At 63.1% G+C, this 14,310-nt stretch carries 17 protein-coding genes and 1 tRNA gene; 7 read left to right on the top strand and 11 right to left on the bottom strand.

Features of this window, described 5'->3' with window-relative positions; genetic code table 11:
* Window position 1 precedes the first annotated feature (1 nt).
* The 4 genes from SMD31_RS08410 to SMD31_RS08395 all read right to left on the bottom strand — a co-directional run bounded on the left by SMD31_RS08410 (window position 2) and on the right by SMD31_RS08395 (window position 3,648).
* Window positions 2-454, bottom strand: a complete 453-nt coding sequence (locus tag SMD31_RS08410) for a hypothetical protein (RefSeq protein WP_320500366.1) — start codon at window positions 452-454, stop codon at window positions 2-4.
* A 133-nt stretch (window positions 455-587) separates the two neighbouring features.
* Window positions 588-1,721: an ABC transporter permease gene (locus SMD31_RS08405; RefSeq protein WP_320500365.1), complete on the bottom strand. Its 1,134-nt coding sequence runs from the start codon at window positions 1,719-1,721 to the stop codon at window positions 588-590.
* Window positions 1,718-2,662, bottom strand: coding sequence for an ABC transporter ATP-binding protein (locus SMD31_RS08400; RefSeq protein ID WP_320500364.1), 945 nt, complete (start codon window positions 2,660-2,662; stop codon window positions 1,718-1,720). Before SMD31_RS08400 ends, SMD31_RS08405 begins: the two co-directional genes overlap by 4 nt.
* Entirely contained in the window at window positions 2,659-3,648 is a 990-nt protein-coding gene (locus SMD31_RS08395; protein WP_320500363.1) for an HlyD family secretion protein, read from the bottom strand. The genes SMD31_RS08400 and SMD31_RS08395 overlap by 4 nt, the downstream gene beginning before the upstream one ends.
* A 119-nt stretch (window positions 3,649-3,767) precedes the next feature.
* Between SMD31_RS08395 and SMD31_RS08390 the strand changes: the two genes are divergently transcribed.
* On the top strand, window positions 3,768-4,499 hold the full coding sequence (locus tag SMD31_RS08390) for a GNAT family N-acetyltransferase (protein WP_320500362.1): 732 nt from the start codon (window positions 3,768-3,770) through the stop codon (window positions 4,497-4,499).
* Window positions 4,500-4,511: 12 nt separating this feature from the next.
* Here SMD31_RS08390 and gstA read toward each other — a convergent pair whose 3' ends face one another.
* Window positions 4,512-5,120, bottom strand: coding sequence for a glutathione transferase GstA (gstA, locus tag SMD31_RS08385; RefSeq protein ID WP_320500361.1), 609 nt, complete (start codon window positions 5,118-5,120; stop codon window positions 4,512-4,514).
* A gap of 139 nt (window positions 5,121-5,259) precedes the next feature.
* Between gstA and SMD31_RS08380 the strand changes: the two genes are divergently transcribed.
* On the top strand, window positions 5,260-5,733 hold the full coding sequence (locus SMD31_RS08380; protein ID WP_320500360.1) for a MarR family winged helix-turn-helix transcriptional regulator: 474 nt from the start codon (window positions 5,260-5,262) through the stop codon (window positions 5,731-5,733).
* Window positions 5,734-5,791: 58 nt separating this feature from the next.
* Window positions 5,792-5,868: transfer RNA gene (locus tag SMD31_RS08375), tRNA-Arg, on the top strand.
* A gap of 79 nt (window positions 5,869-5,947) precedes the next feature.
* Here SMD31_RS08375 and SMD31_RS08370 read toward each other — a convergent pair.
* The 3 genes from SMD31_RS08370 to SMD31_RS08360 all read right to left on the bottom strand — a co-directional run bounded on the left by SMD31_RS08370 (window position 5,948) and on the right by SMD31_RS08360 (window position 8,731).
* Window positions 5,948-6,271, bottom strand: a complete 324-nt coding sequence (locus tag SMD31_RS08370) for a type II toxin-antitoxin system RelE/ParE family toxin (RefSeq protein ID WP_320500359.1) — start codon at window positions 6,269-6,271, stop codon at window positions 5,948-5,950.
* On the bottom strand, window positions 6,258-6,503 hold the full coding sequence (locus SMD31_RS08365; protein WP_320500358.1) for a type II toxin-antitoxin system ParD family antitoxin: 246 nt from the start codon (window positions 6,501-6,503) through the stop codon (window positions 6,258-6,260). The genes SMD31_RS08370 and SMD31_RS08365 overlap by 14 nt, the downstream gene beginning before the upstream one ends.
* Before the next feature lie 92 nt (window positions 6,504-6,595).
* The gene (locus SMD31_RS08360) at window positions 6,596-8,731 is read right to left on the bottom strand and encodes a heavy metal translocating P-type ATPase (RefSeq protein WP_320500357.1); all 2,136 of its coding nucleotides are present in this window, start codon (window positions 8,729-8,731) and stop codon (window positions 6,596-6,598) included.
* Between the two features lie 48 nt (window positions 8,732-8,779).
* Between SMD31_RS08360 and SMD31_RS08355 the strand changes: the two genes are divergently transcribed.
* Both SMD31_RS08355 and SMD31_RS08350 read left to right on the top strand, forming a co-directional pair.
* A complete protein-coding gene (locus SMD31_RS08355; protein ID WP_320500356.1) occupies window positions 8,780-8,923 on the top strand; it encodes a hypothetical protein in 144 nt (47 codons plus the stop codon).
* Window positions 8,924-9,199: 276 nt separating this feature from the next.
* Complete coding sequence (locus tag SMD31_RS08350; RefSeq protein ID WP_320500355.1) at window positions 9,200-9,655, top strand: MerR family transcriptional regulator; 456 nt, start codon at window positions 9,200-9,202, stop codon at window positions 9,653-9,655.
* Between the two features lie 59 nt (window positions 9,656-9,714).
* Here the strand turns inward: SMD31_RS08350 and SMD31_RS08345 are convergent, their stop codons facing one another.
* The 3 genes from SMD31_RS08345 to SMD31_RS08335 all read right to left on the bottom strand — a co-directional run bounded on the left by SMD31_RS08345 (window position 9,715) and on the right by SMD31_RS08335 (window position 11,968).
* Window positions 9,715-10,758 carry an ABC transporter permease gene (locus SMD31_RS08345; RefSeq protein WP_320500354.1) on the bottom strand — a complete coding sequence of 348 codons (1,044 nt, stop codon included), beginning with the start codon at window positions 10,756-10,758 and terminating at the stop codon, window positions 9,715-9,717.
* A 13-nt stretch (window positions 10,759-10,771) separates the two neighbouring features.
* On the bottom strand, window positions 10,772-11,512 hold the full coding sequence (locus tag SMD31_RS08340; RefSeq protein WP_320500353.1) for an ATP-binding cassette domain-containing protein: 741 nt from the start codon (window positions 11,510-11,512) through the stop codon (window positions 10,772-10,774).
* A 288-nt stretch (window positions 11,513-11,800) separates the two neighbouring features.
* A complete protein-coding gene (locus tag SMD31_RS08335) occupies window positions 11,801-11,968 on the bottom strand; it encodes a hypothetical protein (protein ID WP_320500352.1) in 168 nt (55 codons plus the stop codon).
* A 96-nt stretch (window positions 11,969-12,064) separates the two neighbouring features.
* Here SMD31_RS08335 and SMD31_RS08330 point away from each other — a divergent pair, with 96 nt between their 5' ends.
* Together SMD31_RS08330 and SMD31_RS08325 are read left to right on the top strand one after the other, a co-directional pair.
* The gene (locus SMD31_RS08330) at window positions 12,065-13,054 is read left to right on the top strand and encodes a substrate-binding domain-containing protein (RefSeq protein WP_320500351.1); all 990 of its coding nucleotides are present in this window, start codon (window positions 12,065-12,067) and stop codon (window positions 13,052-13,054) included.
* Window positions 13,055-13,334: 280 nt separating this feature from the next.
* Window positions 13,335-14,105, top strand: a complete 771-nt coding sequence (locus tag SMD31_RS08325; RefSeq protein ID WP_320500350.1) for a FadR/GntR family transcriptional regulator — start codon at window positions 13,335-13,337, stop codon at window positions 14,103-14,105.
* The last annotated feature ends 205 nt before the right edge of the window (window positions 14,106-14,310 follow it).

The raw sequence follows: 14,310 nt of genomic DNA, 5'->3' as shown, positions 1-14,310 counted from the left end.
TTCAGCGATTCATGATCGGCAGTTCGTTGGTCGGCACGCCGCGCTTGATGCCGTGGCGACCGATGACGCCTTTCGTCGTGGCGATGGTATAGGCCATGCGCGGATCCTGGGCGACGTAGAACAGATAGCAAGGCTGGCCGCTCAAGGACTCGCACTGGCGCACGGCGATGCTGCCGAAGAGCGAGGGCGTGCAGGCGATGTCCGGGCAATAGAAGGTATAGGAATTGGCCCCGTCCATGCTGACGGCAAAGGCACCGCGCTGGTTGGGATAGATCAGGCCCAGATATTTCTGCAAGGCGGTGTTGGTCGACTGGCTGATGACCAGCGGGTCCTGGCCGGCGGCCGGCGCCGGTCGCGTCTGCGCGCAGGCTGTGACAGCGGCCACAGTCAAGGCGAGGGCCGTCGTGGTGGCGGTGCGGCGCAGCTTGGTCAGCAAACGGGTGTTGGTACGCATCTTCGTGCTCCTCCTGGAACAAGTGTTGATCAGTAGGTAGCAGATCGGCGGCGCCAGACAAGTGACACAGTTCACATGTGCTGATTCGGCCTCCCCGCTGCCAGATCCCTGAAAACGCTTCAGAAATTGAACCTCAATCGAGGGTGCGACGATAGCGCAGCAGAGCGAGGATCGCGGCCCCGGCCAGGAAAACCAGGATCGGCCACAGATCTGGCCAGATATCGGGCAGGCCGTTGCCTTTGAGCAGGATGCCGCGCACCACGCGCAGGAAATGCGTCAGCGGCAAGGCCTCGCCCAGGACCTGCGCCCAGGCCGGCATGCCGCGAAACGGAAACATGAAGCCGGAGAGCAGCAGCGATGGCAGGAAAAAGAAGGTCGACATCTGCATCGCCTGCAGCTGGTTGGTGGAGAGTGTCGAGAAGGTGAAACCCACGGCCAAATTGGCGGCGATGAAGATGATGGCGGCCAGGCTGAGCAGAGCCAGCGATCCCATCAGCGGCACGGCAAAGAGATAGCGCGCCGCGACGACGATGATCGTCACCTGCACATAGCCCACGGCGATATAGGGAATGATCTTGCCCAGCATCACCTCGCCAGGTCGGACCGGCATGGCGAGCAGGTTCTCCATCGTGCCGCGCTCGCGCTCGCGCGTGACCGCCAGCGACGTCATCATCACCATGGTCATGGTCAGCACCACGCCCATGAGTCCGGGCACGATGTTGTATTGCGTGATTCCTTCGGCATTGTAGCGCTTGTGGAGGCGCACCTCGAAGGGTGCCACGTCGTTCTGCAGCTTGGCCAAGGGTCCTTTCAAATCGTGGACCAGCGCCGAGGCGTCCAGCCCCTGCAGTGCCGAGAGCGCATTGCCGGTGGCGACCGGATCCGTTGCGTCCGCTTCGACCAGCAGGGCCGGCATGCGGCCGCGCACCAGGTCTTGGGCGAAATCGGGCGGGATATGGACGGCGAATTGCACATCGCCCTGGCGCAGCATCCTGTCCGCGGTCGCCGCATCGACCGGTTCGCGGATGAAATGGATATAGCCGGTCTTCTCCATGGCGCTCAGAAGCGAGCGGGCGAAGTTCGACTGCTCGCCCACGACGGCCACCGCCGGCAGGTTCTTGGGGTCGGTATTGATGGCATAGCCGAACAGCAGCAGCTGCATCAGCGGCACACCCATCATCATGCCGAAGGTGAGGCGGTCGCGCCGCATCTGGATGAATTCCTTGGCAAGGATCGCCAGGAACCGGCTGACGGAGAACAGCCTCATGCGGAAGGCTCCGGCGCTTTTCCGGCGCCATTGGTATCGAGCCCCGACATCAACTGGATGAAAATGTCCTCAAGGCTCGGGCTGGTGCGTGCCCAGGTGAGGTCGGGGCGCAGGCGATAGGGGGCGATGCCGCGCTCCAGCAACGCCGCATCGCGGCCGCAGACATGCAAGGCGGTGCCGAAGGCGGCCACCGTGTCGATGCCGGGGGTCCGCTGCAATTCCTGCGACAGCAGATAGAGGTTCGGTCCCGTGACCGACCAGGTCGCAAGATCGTGCTGGCTGATGACATCGGCGATGGTGCCGCGCGCGATCAGCTTGCCATAGGCGATGTAGAGAATCTCGTGGCAGCGTTCGGCCTCGTCCATGTAATGCGTGCTGACCAGCACGGTGAGGCCGGCCCCGGCCAGGGCATGGATCTGGTCCCAGAAATCGCGCCTTGCCTTCGGATCGACCCCGGCCGTGGGTTCATCGAGCAGCAGCAGTTCCGGTTCATGGAGGATGCAGGCGGCCAGTGCCAGTCGCTGCTTCCAGCCGCCCGACAACTGCCCCGCCAGCTGCTTCCGGCGACTGGCAAGACCCAGGCGATCGAGTGCCGCATCGACGCGGCTCTTCAGCTTGTCGAGGCCATAGACGCGGCCGACGAAGTCCAGATTCTCGCGGATGGTGAGATCTTCATAGAGGCTGAATTTCTGCGTCATGTAACCGGTGCGGCGCTTGATCTCGGCCGATTCCTTGCGGATGTCGAAGCCAAGGCAGGTGCCGCTGCCGGCATCGGGCGTCAGCAACCCGCACAGCATGCGCAGGGTCGTGGTCTTGCCGCTGCCATTGGGGCCGAGGAAGCCATAGATCTGCCCCTTGCCGACCTGCAGCGACACATCGTCGACGACGCGCTTGTCGCCGAAGGTCTTGACCAGGCCATGGACGTCGATCACAGCCTTCATGAAGCGGGGCTTGCCGCCTGGGGCGGCGCCAGCGGCCGCGCTTCCACCGGTTGGCCCGGGTGCCATTGGAAACCGGCCGGCGCCGAAACGGGCCGCGCCTCCACCAGGAAAACGAGCTTGGCGCGGCTGGTATCGCTGTAGATGACGGGTGGCGTGTATTCGGCCGATGCGGCGATGAAGTCGATGCGCGCGGTGAGATCCGGCGGGCAGCCGTCGCAGGTGACGGCCAGTTCCTCGCCGATCTGGTAGTGGCCGATCACCGGTTCCGGCACATAGATCTTCAGCTTGATGTTCTCGGGCGGCAGGAGTTGCAGCACCGCCTGTTCCGCCGCCACTTCCTCGCCCGGACGGAAATAGACGTCCTGGATGCTGCCACCAGCCGGGGCCACGGCGCGCCGCTCGTCCAGCGCCCATTGCGCCGTCGTGATGGCGCTCCGGAAGGCATCGACCGCAGCCTCCTGCGCCGCGATCTGTTCGTCACGGCCAGGCAGCCTTGCGGCGGCGAGGCGCGCGGTGTATTCGGCGATGCGCCCGCGATCCTCCAGGATCGAGGCTTCGGCGGAATCGAGGTCTTCGGTACCGACGATGTTGCTTTTGACCAATTCACGCCGCCGCTTGACGCGGGGTTCCGACAGCATCAGCGAAGCGTTTGCCGAGGCGAGCTGTGCCTCGATGATGGCCAGTTCCTCCGGCCGCTCGCCCGTCTTCAAATCAGCCAGCTTGTGTTCGGCCTCGAGAAGGTCGGCCTTGGCGCGTGCAAGATCGGCGGCGGCGGTCGTGTCGTCCAGCCTGAAGAGCACGTCGCCGGCCGCGACCTGGTCGCCGCGCTTCACCGCGATCTCGGCAAGGCGCCCGGCCGATGGCAGCGCCATATAGACATAGTCGCCCTCGACATAGCCCAGCAGCCGATCATCGGCCGGCTTGTCGCAACCCATCAGGGTCACGGCAATGAGGGATGCGCCGAGGCAGGAACGGGTGACGCGCATGAAACATGTCTCCACCGAAAACCGCGTGGGGCAGCTGTCTTGGCTGTTGGTGCCAGGATACTATAAGGTTCCGCCCGTGAAATGGCGAAATCCACAAGCAGATCAAGGTGTGGGCGAGAATGACCGGCAGCGACCAGAACACAACCAACGACCTCGGCCAGAAGATCGGCTTTGCCGTGCCGGGCTGGACGGCGCGACCGCGCCCGCCACGGACGGCAATGGAAGGCCGCTTCGTGCGCCTCGAGATGCTGGATGCCGACGCGCATGCCGCCGACCTTTTTGCCGCCAATGCCGCGGATACCGAAAACCGCATCTGGACCTATCTGCCCTATGGTCCCTATCCGGAATTCGGCCCCTATCGCGACTGGGTGGCCGCCATGGCAAAATCGGAAGACCCGCTCTTTCACGCCATCATCGACAAGAAAAGCGGCAAGGCGGTGGGTGTTGCCAGCTTCCTGCGCATCGAGCCGGCGGTCGGCGTCATTGAAGTGGGGCACATCAATTATGCCCCGGCGCTCCAGCGCAGCACGGGCGCCACGGAGGCCATGTATCTCCTCATGAAGCGCGTCTTCGACGAGCTCGGCTATCGCCGCTATGAATGGAAATGCGATGCGCTGAATGCGCCGAGCCAGTCGGCCGCCGGGCGCCTCGGTTTCATCTATGAGGGCACGTTCTGGCAGGCCACGATCTATAAGGGCCGCAACCGCGACACCGCCTGGTATTCGATCATCGACAAGGACTGGCCCAAGATCCGCGCCGTCTATGAGGCCTGGCTGGCCCCGGAAAATTTCGATGGGCAGGGCAAGCCCCGCCAGCGCCTCTCGCTGATGATGCAATCGGCGCTGGCCTAGAGCGCTTGGCGCTTACTTCGTCAGGCCTTCGGCCTTGAGGGCCGCCTGCACCTGCGGGCGTTCGGCGACGCGGGCCATGAAGGCGGTGAGATTGCCAAAGGCGCTGAGATCGACGCCGACGAACTTCGCCCAATTGCTGACCGTAAAGAGATAGGCATCGGCCACGGTGAAGGTGTCGCCCAGCAGATATTTCTTGCCGGCAAGCTTGCCGTCAACGAAGGCATAGCGGTCGGCAAGCTGCGCCTTGGCGACCGGCTTGTAGTCGTCAGGCGTCGTCGGCTTGAACAGCGGGCTATAGCCCTTGTGCAGTTCCGATGTGATGAAGTTCAGCCATTCCTGCAGCTTGTAGCGCGCCTTGGTGCCATTGCCGGGGGCAAGGTTGCTGGCCGGGGCGAGGTCGGCAAGGATCTGTGCGATCACCGGGCCCTCGGTCACCACGTCACCGTCATCCAGGACCAGCGTCGGCACCTGGCCCTTCGGGTTGATGGCCAGGAAGTCGCTGCCGTCTTCCAGCTTCTTGGTCTTGGTGTCGACCTTGATCAGGGTCACGTCGAGCCCGGCTTCAAGGGCGGTGATGTGCGGCGACAGCGAGCAGGCGCCCGGCGAGAAATAGAGCTTCATGAATGGTTCTCCTCGAAATGCCGGCGGCGGGGGTGGTCCCGACCAGGAATCGGGTCGGGGAAGGGCCGGCCGGTCCGGGGCAGAATTAAATGCAGTTGCATCTATTGTCAAGATTTATGCAGATGCATATAATTCCCTCATGGAAACCGCTCCCGCTCTTGCCGCCGCATCTGCTGATCACGACGCCGCGCTTTGTCCCTTCGTGGTCCAGGCCTGGGCGCGGCTGCTGCAGGTGGCGCCGACCTTGCTGGCCACCGTCGAGGCGGAATTGAAGCAGGCGGGCCTGCCGCCAACCCAGTGGTATGACGCCCTGGCGGCCCTCGAACGGCAGCCCCAGCAATCGCTCTCACCCGGCGAGATCGAGCAGCAATTGCTGCTCACCCAATGCACGACCTCGCGCCTCATCGACCGGCTGGTGGCGGAAGGCTATGCGCTGCGGATGGTCAACCCCGACGACCGGCGTCGGCAGACCGTGCATTTGAGCCCCGCCGGCCAAGCCCTCATCGCCCGCATGTGGCCGGTCTATGCCGCGGCCATCAAGCGCCATGTCGGTCGCAAGCTCGCCCCCGATGATGCGCAAGTGCTGATCCGGATCCTCGAAAAACTGGCCTGATTGCGGCCTTTCGAGCATTTTGCCTTTGCGTTCCAGCGTTGCTATAAGCACCAGCAACGTCCCCGTAGCTCAGCAGGATAGAGCGCCGGTTTCCTAAACCGTAGGTCGGAGGTTCGAATCCTCTCGGGGACGCCATTCATTTGTGAAGTCGAACGCGGATCCTCAGTCCGTTGATTTCGACGGACAGGTCGGTCACCTGATCAAGGATCGCGCGTCATTGCAGATCCGCGGCCTTGAGGATGGCAGCCCAATCCTGCCGGCCCCCAAGCAGGCGCAGGATGGCGATATGATCGTCGGCAATCAGATAGACAATCAGGTGGCTTTCATGCACATGAATGCGCACCGGCGGCGAGAACTCGCGACGCTCTTGCGCCAGTGCCGGCATGGCTGCGATCGCCTCGAACACGCGTACCAAAGAGTCGATGTAACGATCCGCCTGTTCGATAGACCAAGTCTCTGCCGAATATCGCCATATGTCGTCGAGATCCGACAGCGCGCGAGGTACAAGCCGATACGGCTTCACATCACCGGACGACATGTTTCTCCCGCATGCGAAGCTTGAATGCGGCCGCATCGAAGGGCTGTGCGTCTCCGCTTTCGATGCCTGCCGTGATGGCGGCTTGCAAGGTCGCAACCGCGTCCTTCCGCACCTGGTCCTTGCGGATCAGGTCGCGGATATAGTCGCTGGCATTGCCATAGAGACCGCTTTCGGTCTGACGCTCGACCCACGCCTTCATCTGCTCAGGCAGTGAAACATTCATCGTCGCCATAGTGGCCTCCCGTCAAAAGCGAGCTTGCGGGCAAATATATATCCCATGGCAAAGAATATGGCAATCTTTGCCATGTCTGGTGCCCTGATCCCTCACGTCCGCGCGTTCAGTAGCCGCAGCGCGTTGACCACCACCAGCAGCGAGGCGCCGACATCGGCGGCGATGGCGCCCCAGAGGCTGGCCATGCCGGCGAAGGTGAGGACGAAGAACACGGCCTTCACGCCGAGCGAGAAGATGGTGTTCTGACGGATGACACCCAGCGTGCGCGAGGCATGCCGGATGAGCCAGGGCAGGCGCGAGACGTCATCGGTCATGAGAGCGACATCCGCCGTCTCGATCGCCGCGTCGCTGCCGATGGCGCCCATGGCGATGCCCATGCTGGCCCGCGCCAAGGCCGGCGCGTCGTTGACGCCGTCGCCCACCATGCCGACATAGGTGTATGTGGCGACCAGCCGGTCGATCTCGCGCACCTTGTCCTCGGGCAAGAGCTCGGCGTGAACCTCGTCGATGCCGACCTCACGCGCGATGGCTTCGGCCGTAACGCGGTTGTCGCCGGTCAGCATGACGACGCGCGCGATGCCGGCGCGGTGCAGCTCGGCGACGATCGCCTTGGCCTCCGGGCGGATCGTGTCGGCGACGGCGATGAGGCCGCAGACATGCCGTTCATTGCCGACCACCAGCACAGTCTTGCCATCGGCTTCCAGTGCCTCGGCCGCAGCAACCGTCTCGGGCGTATCCTGGTCGCGCTCGACGACATAACGATGCGAACCCAGCCAGAAACGCTCGCCCTCAAAGAGGCCGGTGAGGCCACGGCCTTTCAAGACCTCGACATCCTCGGCCGGCGTGAAGGCGATGGTCTTTTCCTGCGCATAGCGGATGACGGCGCGGGCGAGGGGATGTGTCGAGCGCGCCTCGAGCGCCGCCGCCCGCGCCAGCAGCTGATCCTCGGTATGACCGTTGAGGGGTACCACGCGCACCACCACCGGTTCGCCGCGCGTGATGGTGCCGGTCTTGTCGAGCGCCAGCGCCTTGAGCCGCGCCGGCAGTTCGATATAGGCCCCGCCCTTGACCAGCACGCCGGCGCGCGCCGAGGCAGCAAGTGACGCCACGATCGAGACCGGCGTCGAAATGACCAAGGCGCAGGGGCAGGCGATCACCAGCAGCACCAGCGAGCGATAGAGCCAATCAACCCAGAGTCCGCCGAACAGCAAGGGCGGCACCACGAAGACCAGCAGCGCCAGGACCATCACCACCGGCGTATAGATGCGGGCGAACTTCTCCACCCATTGCTCGGTGGGCGCCCGGCGGGCATGCGCTTCCTCGACCATGCGGATGATGCGGGCCAGGGTCGAGTCCTCGACTGCCTTGGTGGCTTCGACGGTCAGCGTGCCGTCGCCATTGATCGTGCCGGCATAGACCTCGCTGCCCGAGCTCTTTTCCACCGGCACGCTTTCGCCGGTGATCGGCGCCTGGTTGACCGCGCTGCTGCCGTCGATGACACGGCCATCGAGGGCGATGCGCTCGCCACCGGGGACGATGAAATGCGCCCCAGGTTTGAGGTCGGCAACCGGCACCTCGACATCGGATCCGTCGGGCAGCAGCTTGCGCACCGTCGGCGGGGCGAGGTTGAGCAAGGCGGCGATGGCGCGGCGCGCGCGGCCGACGCTCCAACCTTCCAGCGCCAGCGAGAGCGCAAACAGGAACGAGACCGTCGCCGCTTCGAACCACTCGCCAATCGCCGCGGCGCCGATTACCGCCACGATCATCAGCAGGTTGATGTCGGGGCGCAGGTTCTTGGCGGCATACCAGGCCTTGATCACGACGAAGCGCGCCCCCAGCAGGGCCGCCGCGACATAGGCCGCGATCTCAGGGAACGGCATCACCTCGGCATCATGCGACACCAGCAGCTTGAGCCCGGTCAAGATATCGGCGGAGAGATAAAGATGGATGGCGATGCCGATGGCGACGAAGGCACCACTCAGCGCGGTGAAGATCACCTGCTGCCGGCGGTGATTGTCGGTGCCCTGGTCGCGGGCACCCTTCTGCCAGGGTGTGGCGCCCATGCCGGTATCGGCGACGGCCTTCATGATGGCGTCGTCGCTGACATGCTTGGCCGCGTCCGCCAGCATCATGCGGCCGTTGAGCACATCGAAGGCGAGATTGTCCTCGCCGCCGACCAGGCCCCCAAGCGCCCGTTTCAGCACCGCCACTTCCTCGGCGCAATCCATGCCGCGCACCTTGAACGCACGGCTGCAGGTGGAAGCCGGCGGCTCCGCATGTGCCGCGTGATCGTGACCGGCATGATCGTGACCGGCATGATCGTGACCGGCATGATCGTGGTCGGCATGATCGTGGTCGGCATCATTGTGGCCATCAGCATGGCTGTAACCGGCGCCTGTTTTTGGGCACTCGTTGGATAGGCGGGCCATGCAGATCTCGCTTTGGGTTGGAATTTGGGTTGGAATCGCGGCCGTCCGAAATCCCTTCCGGCCCAATCTGGGTCCTATAGCAACTATAGCTTCAAGAGGGTTTCGGCTGCTGCGGCATCGTCGCTAAGCGACTGAAAAATCGCCGCTATAGTATAACGTGGCAAATATCTGTTGCTTGAACGCGGGGGCTGCGGACCCCATTTGAGGACTGCGTTCGCTTGAATGGCCAGTGACGCGATGTGCAAGGCCTAGGCTGCGGGACAGGCAATGACTGAACTTTCGATTGGTGCGCTGGCGGCCGAAACGGGCAGCAGCGTGCAGACCATCCGCTACTACGAGAAGATCGGGCTTCTGCCCACGGCGGCACGGACGAATGGCAATCAGCGGCGCTATGGTCCGGCGCATAGCGGCCGCCTGGCTTTTATCCGGCACAGCCGCGAACTGGGTTTTTCGATCGAGACCATTCGTGCGCTGCTTGATCTGTGCGATGCGCCGGACAGTGATTGTGGCGCCGCCGACAACATCGCGCGCCAACAACTGCGGGCGGTCGAGGCGCGCATCAAGCAACTGAACGCCCTGCGTGCGGAATTGAAGCGCATGATCGGCGAGTGCAGCGGAGGTCGAATAGCCGCTTGCCACGTGATTGAAGTTCTGGCCGACAAGTCGCACGCGCATTGCCGCGCCCATCACCATGGCATGCCGGAACCCACAGCCGCCGCTTAAAAGAAAAGGCCGCATCGAGGGTGCTCGATGCGGCCTTTCTTCTGCGCCGTCCGCAGGTCTCAATCGCTCTGGCGGAAGTTGCGGATGCGGTCGAAGAGGACCGCCAGCACGATGGCGCCGCCGATGAAGGCACCCTGCCAGAAGGCATTGATGCCGAGGAGCCCAAGGCTGTTGCGGATGACCTCGATGAGGGCCGAACCCACCAATGCGCCCAGTGCCGTGCCAATGCCGCCGGCAAGATCGGCGCCGCCAATGACGGCGGCGGCGATGACCTGCAGCTCCATGCCGGCACCGATATTGGTGGTAACGGCACCGAGCCAGCCGGTCTGGATGATGCCGGCAATACCAGCGGTCAATGCCGAGATCATATAGACGGCGACCTTGATCGGCTTCACCGGCACGCCGGTGAGCACCGCTGCCTTTTCATTGCCGCCGATGGCAAAGACGTGGCGACCGAATCGGGTCCAGCGCAGCACGAAACCGGTGAGGGCGGCGAGGATCAGCATGTAGAGGACCGGGTTGGCAATGCCGAAGACCCAGGCGCCGCCGCCCAAGGCCAGCAGCTTGTCGTGATCCGGCCCGAATTCGAACACCACCGTGTTGTTCGAGGCCACCATGGCCAGGCTGCGGGCGATCGACAGCATCCCCAAGGTCACGACAAAGGGCGGAAAGCCCAGATAGGCAATGAGAATGCCGTTGAAGGCGCCCACCGCCAAGGCCGTCGCAATCGCGGCGAGGATGCCGATCTCGATGCTGTAGCCGGCATGCATGGTGACGGCCAGCACCATGGAACTCAGGCACAAGACCGAACCCACGGAGAGGTCGATGCCGCCCGAGATGATCACGACCGTCATGCCAAGCGCGATGATGGCGACGAAGGTGACGTTGCGCGTGATGTTGTAGAGGTTCTTCGAGGTGGCAAAGGAATCGGTCGCCACCGACAAATAGAGGCAGGCAAGGACGACCGCCAGGAAGACCCAGAAGGTCTGGCTGGCGAACAGCGCCGAGAGGCGGCTGTGCTGCTTCACGGCCAGGCGTTGCTCCATGGTGCGGTCGGTGGTGGATTGTTGTTCGTTGCTGCTGTGCATATCGGCGCTGGTCATTGGTTTTTCCTGATCAGGCGGCTTCGATGGCGCCGGTGATGAGGCCGGTCACTTCTTCCGGCGAGCTCTGTGCGATCTTCTTGTCGGCGACCTTGCGGCCGCGCCGCATGACAATGACCCGGTCGGCGACGGTGAAGACGTCGGGCATGCGATGGCTGATGAGGGCCACCGCGATGCCATGGTCGCGCAGGCGCCGGATGAGGTTCAAGACCTCAGCCACCTGCCGCACCGAGATCGCCGCCGTGGGCTCGTCCATCAACACGATCTTGGCATCGGTGAGGCGCGTGCGGGCGATGGCCACCGCCTGGCGCTGGCCGCCGGACATCGACTTCACCAGGTCGCGCGGGCGCGTTTCGGATTTCAGTTCGGTGAAAATTTGCGCCGCGCGCTTATACATCGCCGGATAATCGAGCACGCTGAACGGGCCGAAGCCGCGCTTGAGCTCGCGCCCCAGAAACACGTTCTCGGCAGCGGTGAGGTTGTTGCACAGCGCCAGGTCCTGGTGGACGATTTCAATGCCGTGGCGCCGCGCCTCGACCGGCTTGTGCATGACCAGGTCCTGCCCGTCCATGCGCATGGTGCCGTGGCTGGGGCGGAAATTGCCGGCGATCATCTTGACCAGCGTCGATTTTCCAGCCCCGTTATCGCCCATCAAGCCGACGACTTCGCCGGCTTCGAGCGAGAAGGACACATCATTCACCGCCTGGATGGCGCCGAAATGTTTCGAGATATTCTGAAGTTCTAGAACTGGCACGCGACCGTCGCCCCTCCCAAGGCATCTATCACCCCGGCGTCCATCGCCGGGCCGTCTCGCCGGTTTGATCCGGCTTGGTTGATGTCGTCGACTGTGATGTCGCCGACGCTGATGTTGCGATGCAGTTTTGCCGCGCAACACTATGCAGCACGGGCCCTGAGCGTCAATTGATGCGCTCAGAATCGTTGCACTGCAAAAACCTCAAACACCTCAATCGTTAATATTATCGTACAAAAGATTTCATTTTGTACGACAAAATCGTTGACGGTTGCAAACCATCGTTATTAGCTAATCGCGGAAGAAGAAAACAATTCCGATGAAGACACCGAATGCAAACATTCGGGCGGCGTCGGAAGAAAGGGAGGATGCGCGCCGGCCGGCCGACTGATGGCTGCTTTGGCGAACCAATTCTTGTGATCTGTGTGAACTGTCGGAGCAGATGATGGCATCGCGCATGATGCACGATCATCCGTCTTTGCTCTGATGACGAAAGACTGAATGCAGTCGCGAATGGCGGGTGAGAAACGCCCGCTTCAACTTGGGAGGAATGGAATGAATAAGTTTTCGGTACTCGTTGCCGCCGCCGCCTTGGCCCTGAGTGCCAGCCCGGCCTTGGCGAAGAAGCAGTTGGTCATCGTGGTCAAGGGCCTCGACAACCCCTTCTTCGAAGCCATCAACCAGGGCTGCCAGAAGTGGAACAAGGAAAACCCGACATCGGAATATGAGTGCTTCTATACCGGCCCCGCCTCGACCTCTGACGAAGCCGGCGAAGCGCAGATCGTGCAGGACATGCTCGGCAAGGCCGACACGGTCGCGATGGCGATCTCGCCGTCGAATGCCAAGCTCATCGCCCAAACCCTGAAAACGGCGGCGCCGTCGATTCCGATCATGACGCTCGATGCCGATCTTGCCGCGGAAGACTCGGCGCTGCGCAAGACCTATCTCGGCACCGACAATTATCTGATGGGCTATCGGATCGGCGAGTACATCAAGGAGAAGAAGCCCAATGGCGGCACCTTCTGCTCGATCCAGGGCAATCCGGGTGCGGATAACATCCTGCGCCGCGCCCAGGGCACGCGCGATGCGCTCTCTGGCCAGAAGGGCCTCCCGGCCTTGAAGGGCGAAGGCGGTTGGACCGAAGTCGACGGTTGCCCGATCTTCACCAATGACGACGGCGCCAAGGGCGTGCAGGGGATGACCGACATCCTCGCTGCCAACCCGAAGCTCGATGCGTTCGCGATCGAAGGCGGCTGGCCGCTCTTTGGCGCACCGCAGCCCTACCGCGATCTGGTCAAGCCGCTTGCCGACCGCATCGCCAGCGGTGACTTCGTCATCTCCGCCGCCGACACGATCGGCGACGAAGTGGCGATCGCCAAGGAAGGCCTGGTGACGGCGCTGGTCGGCCAGCGTCCGTTCGAAATGGGCTACAAGGCGCCGAGCGTTATGATCGACCTCATCGAAGGCAAGAAGGTCGATGATCCGGTCTTCACCGGCCTCGATGAATGCACCAAGGATACGGTCGACACCTGCATCCAGAAGTAATCTAGCTGACGGAAAGGGCGCGCTGTCATGGCGCGCCCTTTTTGCGTCGCGCCACACTTATGTTCCCAAGCTTATGTTCTTGTGGCGGGCGTTTGCTCGGCCCTTCGGCCAGGTCCTTTCGCGGGCGCGAAAGGTCTAGCTGATCGAGGCCTTGCCGCAGGCCGGGCGGAACGAAAAATGTGGCCGCGCCGCCCTTGTTCGCCTACATCCTGCTGCATAGAATTCTTGTTTACCTGTCGGCACATGGTTCCGAGGGTGCGAGGGGGAGCATGTGATGATCGTGGCGCAGAACAGATATCGGCCGATCCGGACCACCGCGACGCGGACGGCCGGCGCCCGCATGGGCCAGGAACAGATCGTCCGCGCCATGGGTGTCGCCATCCTGCGCGGCGACTATCCGGAAGGTGCCCTGCTGCCGGCCGAGGCCGACCTGATGGCCCAGTTCGGCATCTCGCGCACGGTGTTGCGCGAAGTGCTGAAGACGCTGGCCGCCAAAGGGCTCGTCGTCTCCAAGACGCGCGTCGGCACCAAGGTGCGTGCCCAGGTCGATTGGAACATGTTCGATTCCGATCTCCTTGGCTGGCGCATCGATCTCGGCATGGATCTCAGATTTCTCAACAGCCTTTATGAAATCCGCCTCGCCGTCGAACCGGCGGCAAGCGCCCTGGCGGCATTGCGCCGCAGCGACGAAAGCCTTGCGCGCATGCGCGCTCTCATTGACGAATTCCGCCAGCCCGGCCATACCCGCTCGACATTCGCCGAAGTGGATCTGGCGCTGCATCTCGAAATCGCCGCGGCTTCTGGCAATCCCTTCATGCGTTCCGTGGGCGCCATCATCGAGGCGGCCTTGATGGCAAGCTTTGTCGATTCGGCACCCGTGGCTGACCAGACGCGCCTCTCGCATTCGACCGAGGACCATGCCGCCATTGTCGAGGCCATCGCCAAGGGCGACGCGACCGCCGCTGCGGCTGCCATGACGGCCGTGATCGAAGACGGGCGCAAGAACCGAGCCTTGCTGCTGCAGCAAGGTAGCGGCGCCAAGCCGGCCTGATGAAAATGCCTTGCAGTCACCGCAGGACAAGCGTTCAGGCCAGCCGTTTTGGCCATATTGTATTATAATATGCCTTCCAAAAACGACGGCGCTATGCGATGCATACGGTGCCCTGGTTGCGATCAAACTGGCGCGCTCAGTTTCGCCCTAGCGCTCATCCTGCCGCTGCGTCCTGGTGACGCGTCTGGCGGCCGATAATGCTGCA

Source organism: Dongia rigui, from assembly GCF_034044635.1.
In the GTDB taxonomy this organism is placed as follows: Bacteria; Pseudomonadota; Alphaproteobacteria; order Dongiales; family Dongiaceae; genus Dongia; species Dongia rigui.
This window is presented reverse-complemented; position numbering and strand designations above follow the sequence as displayed.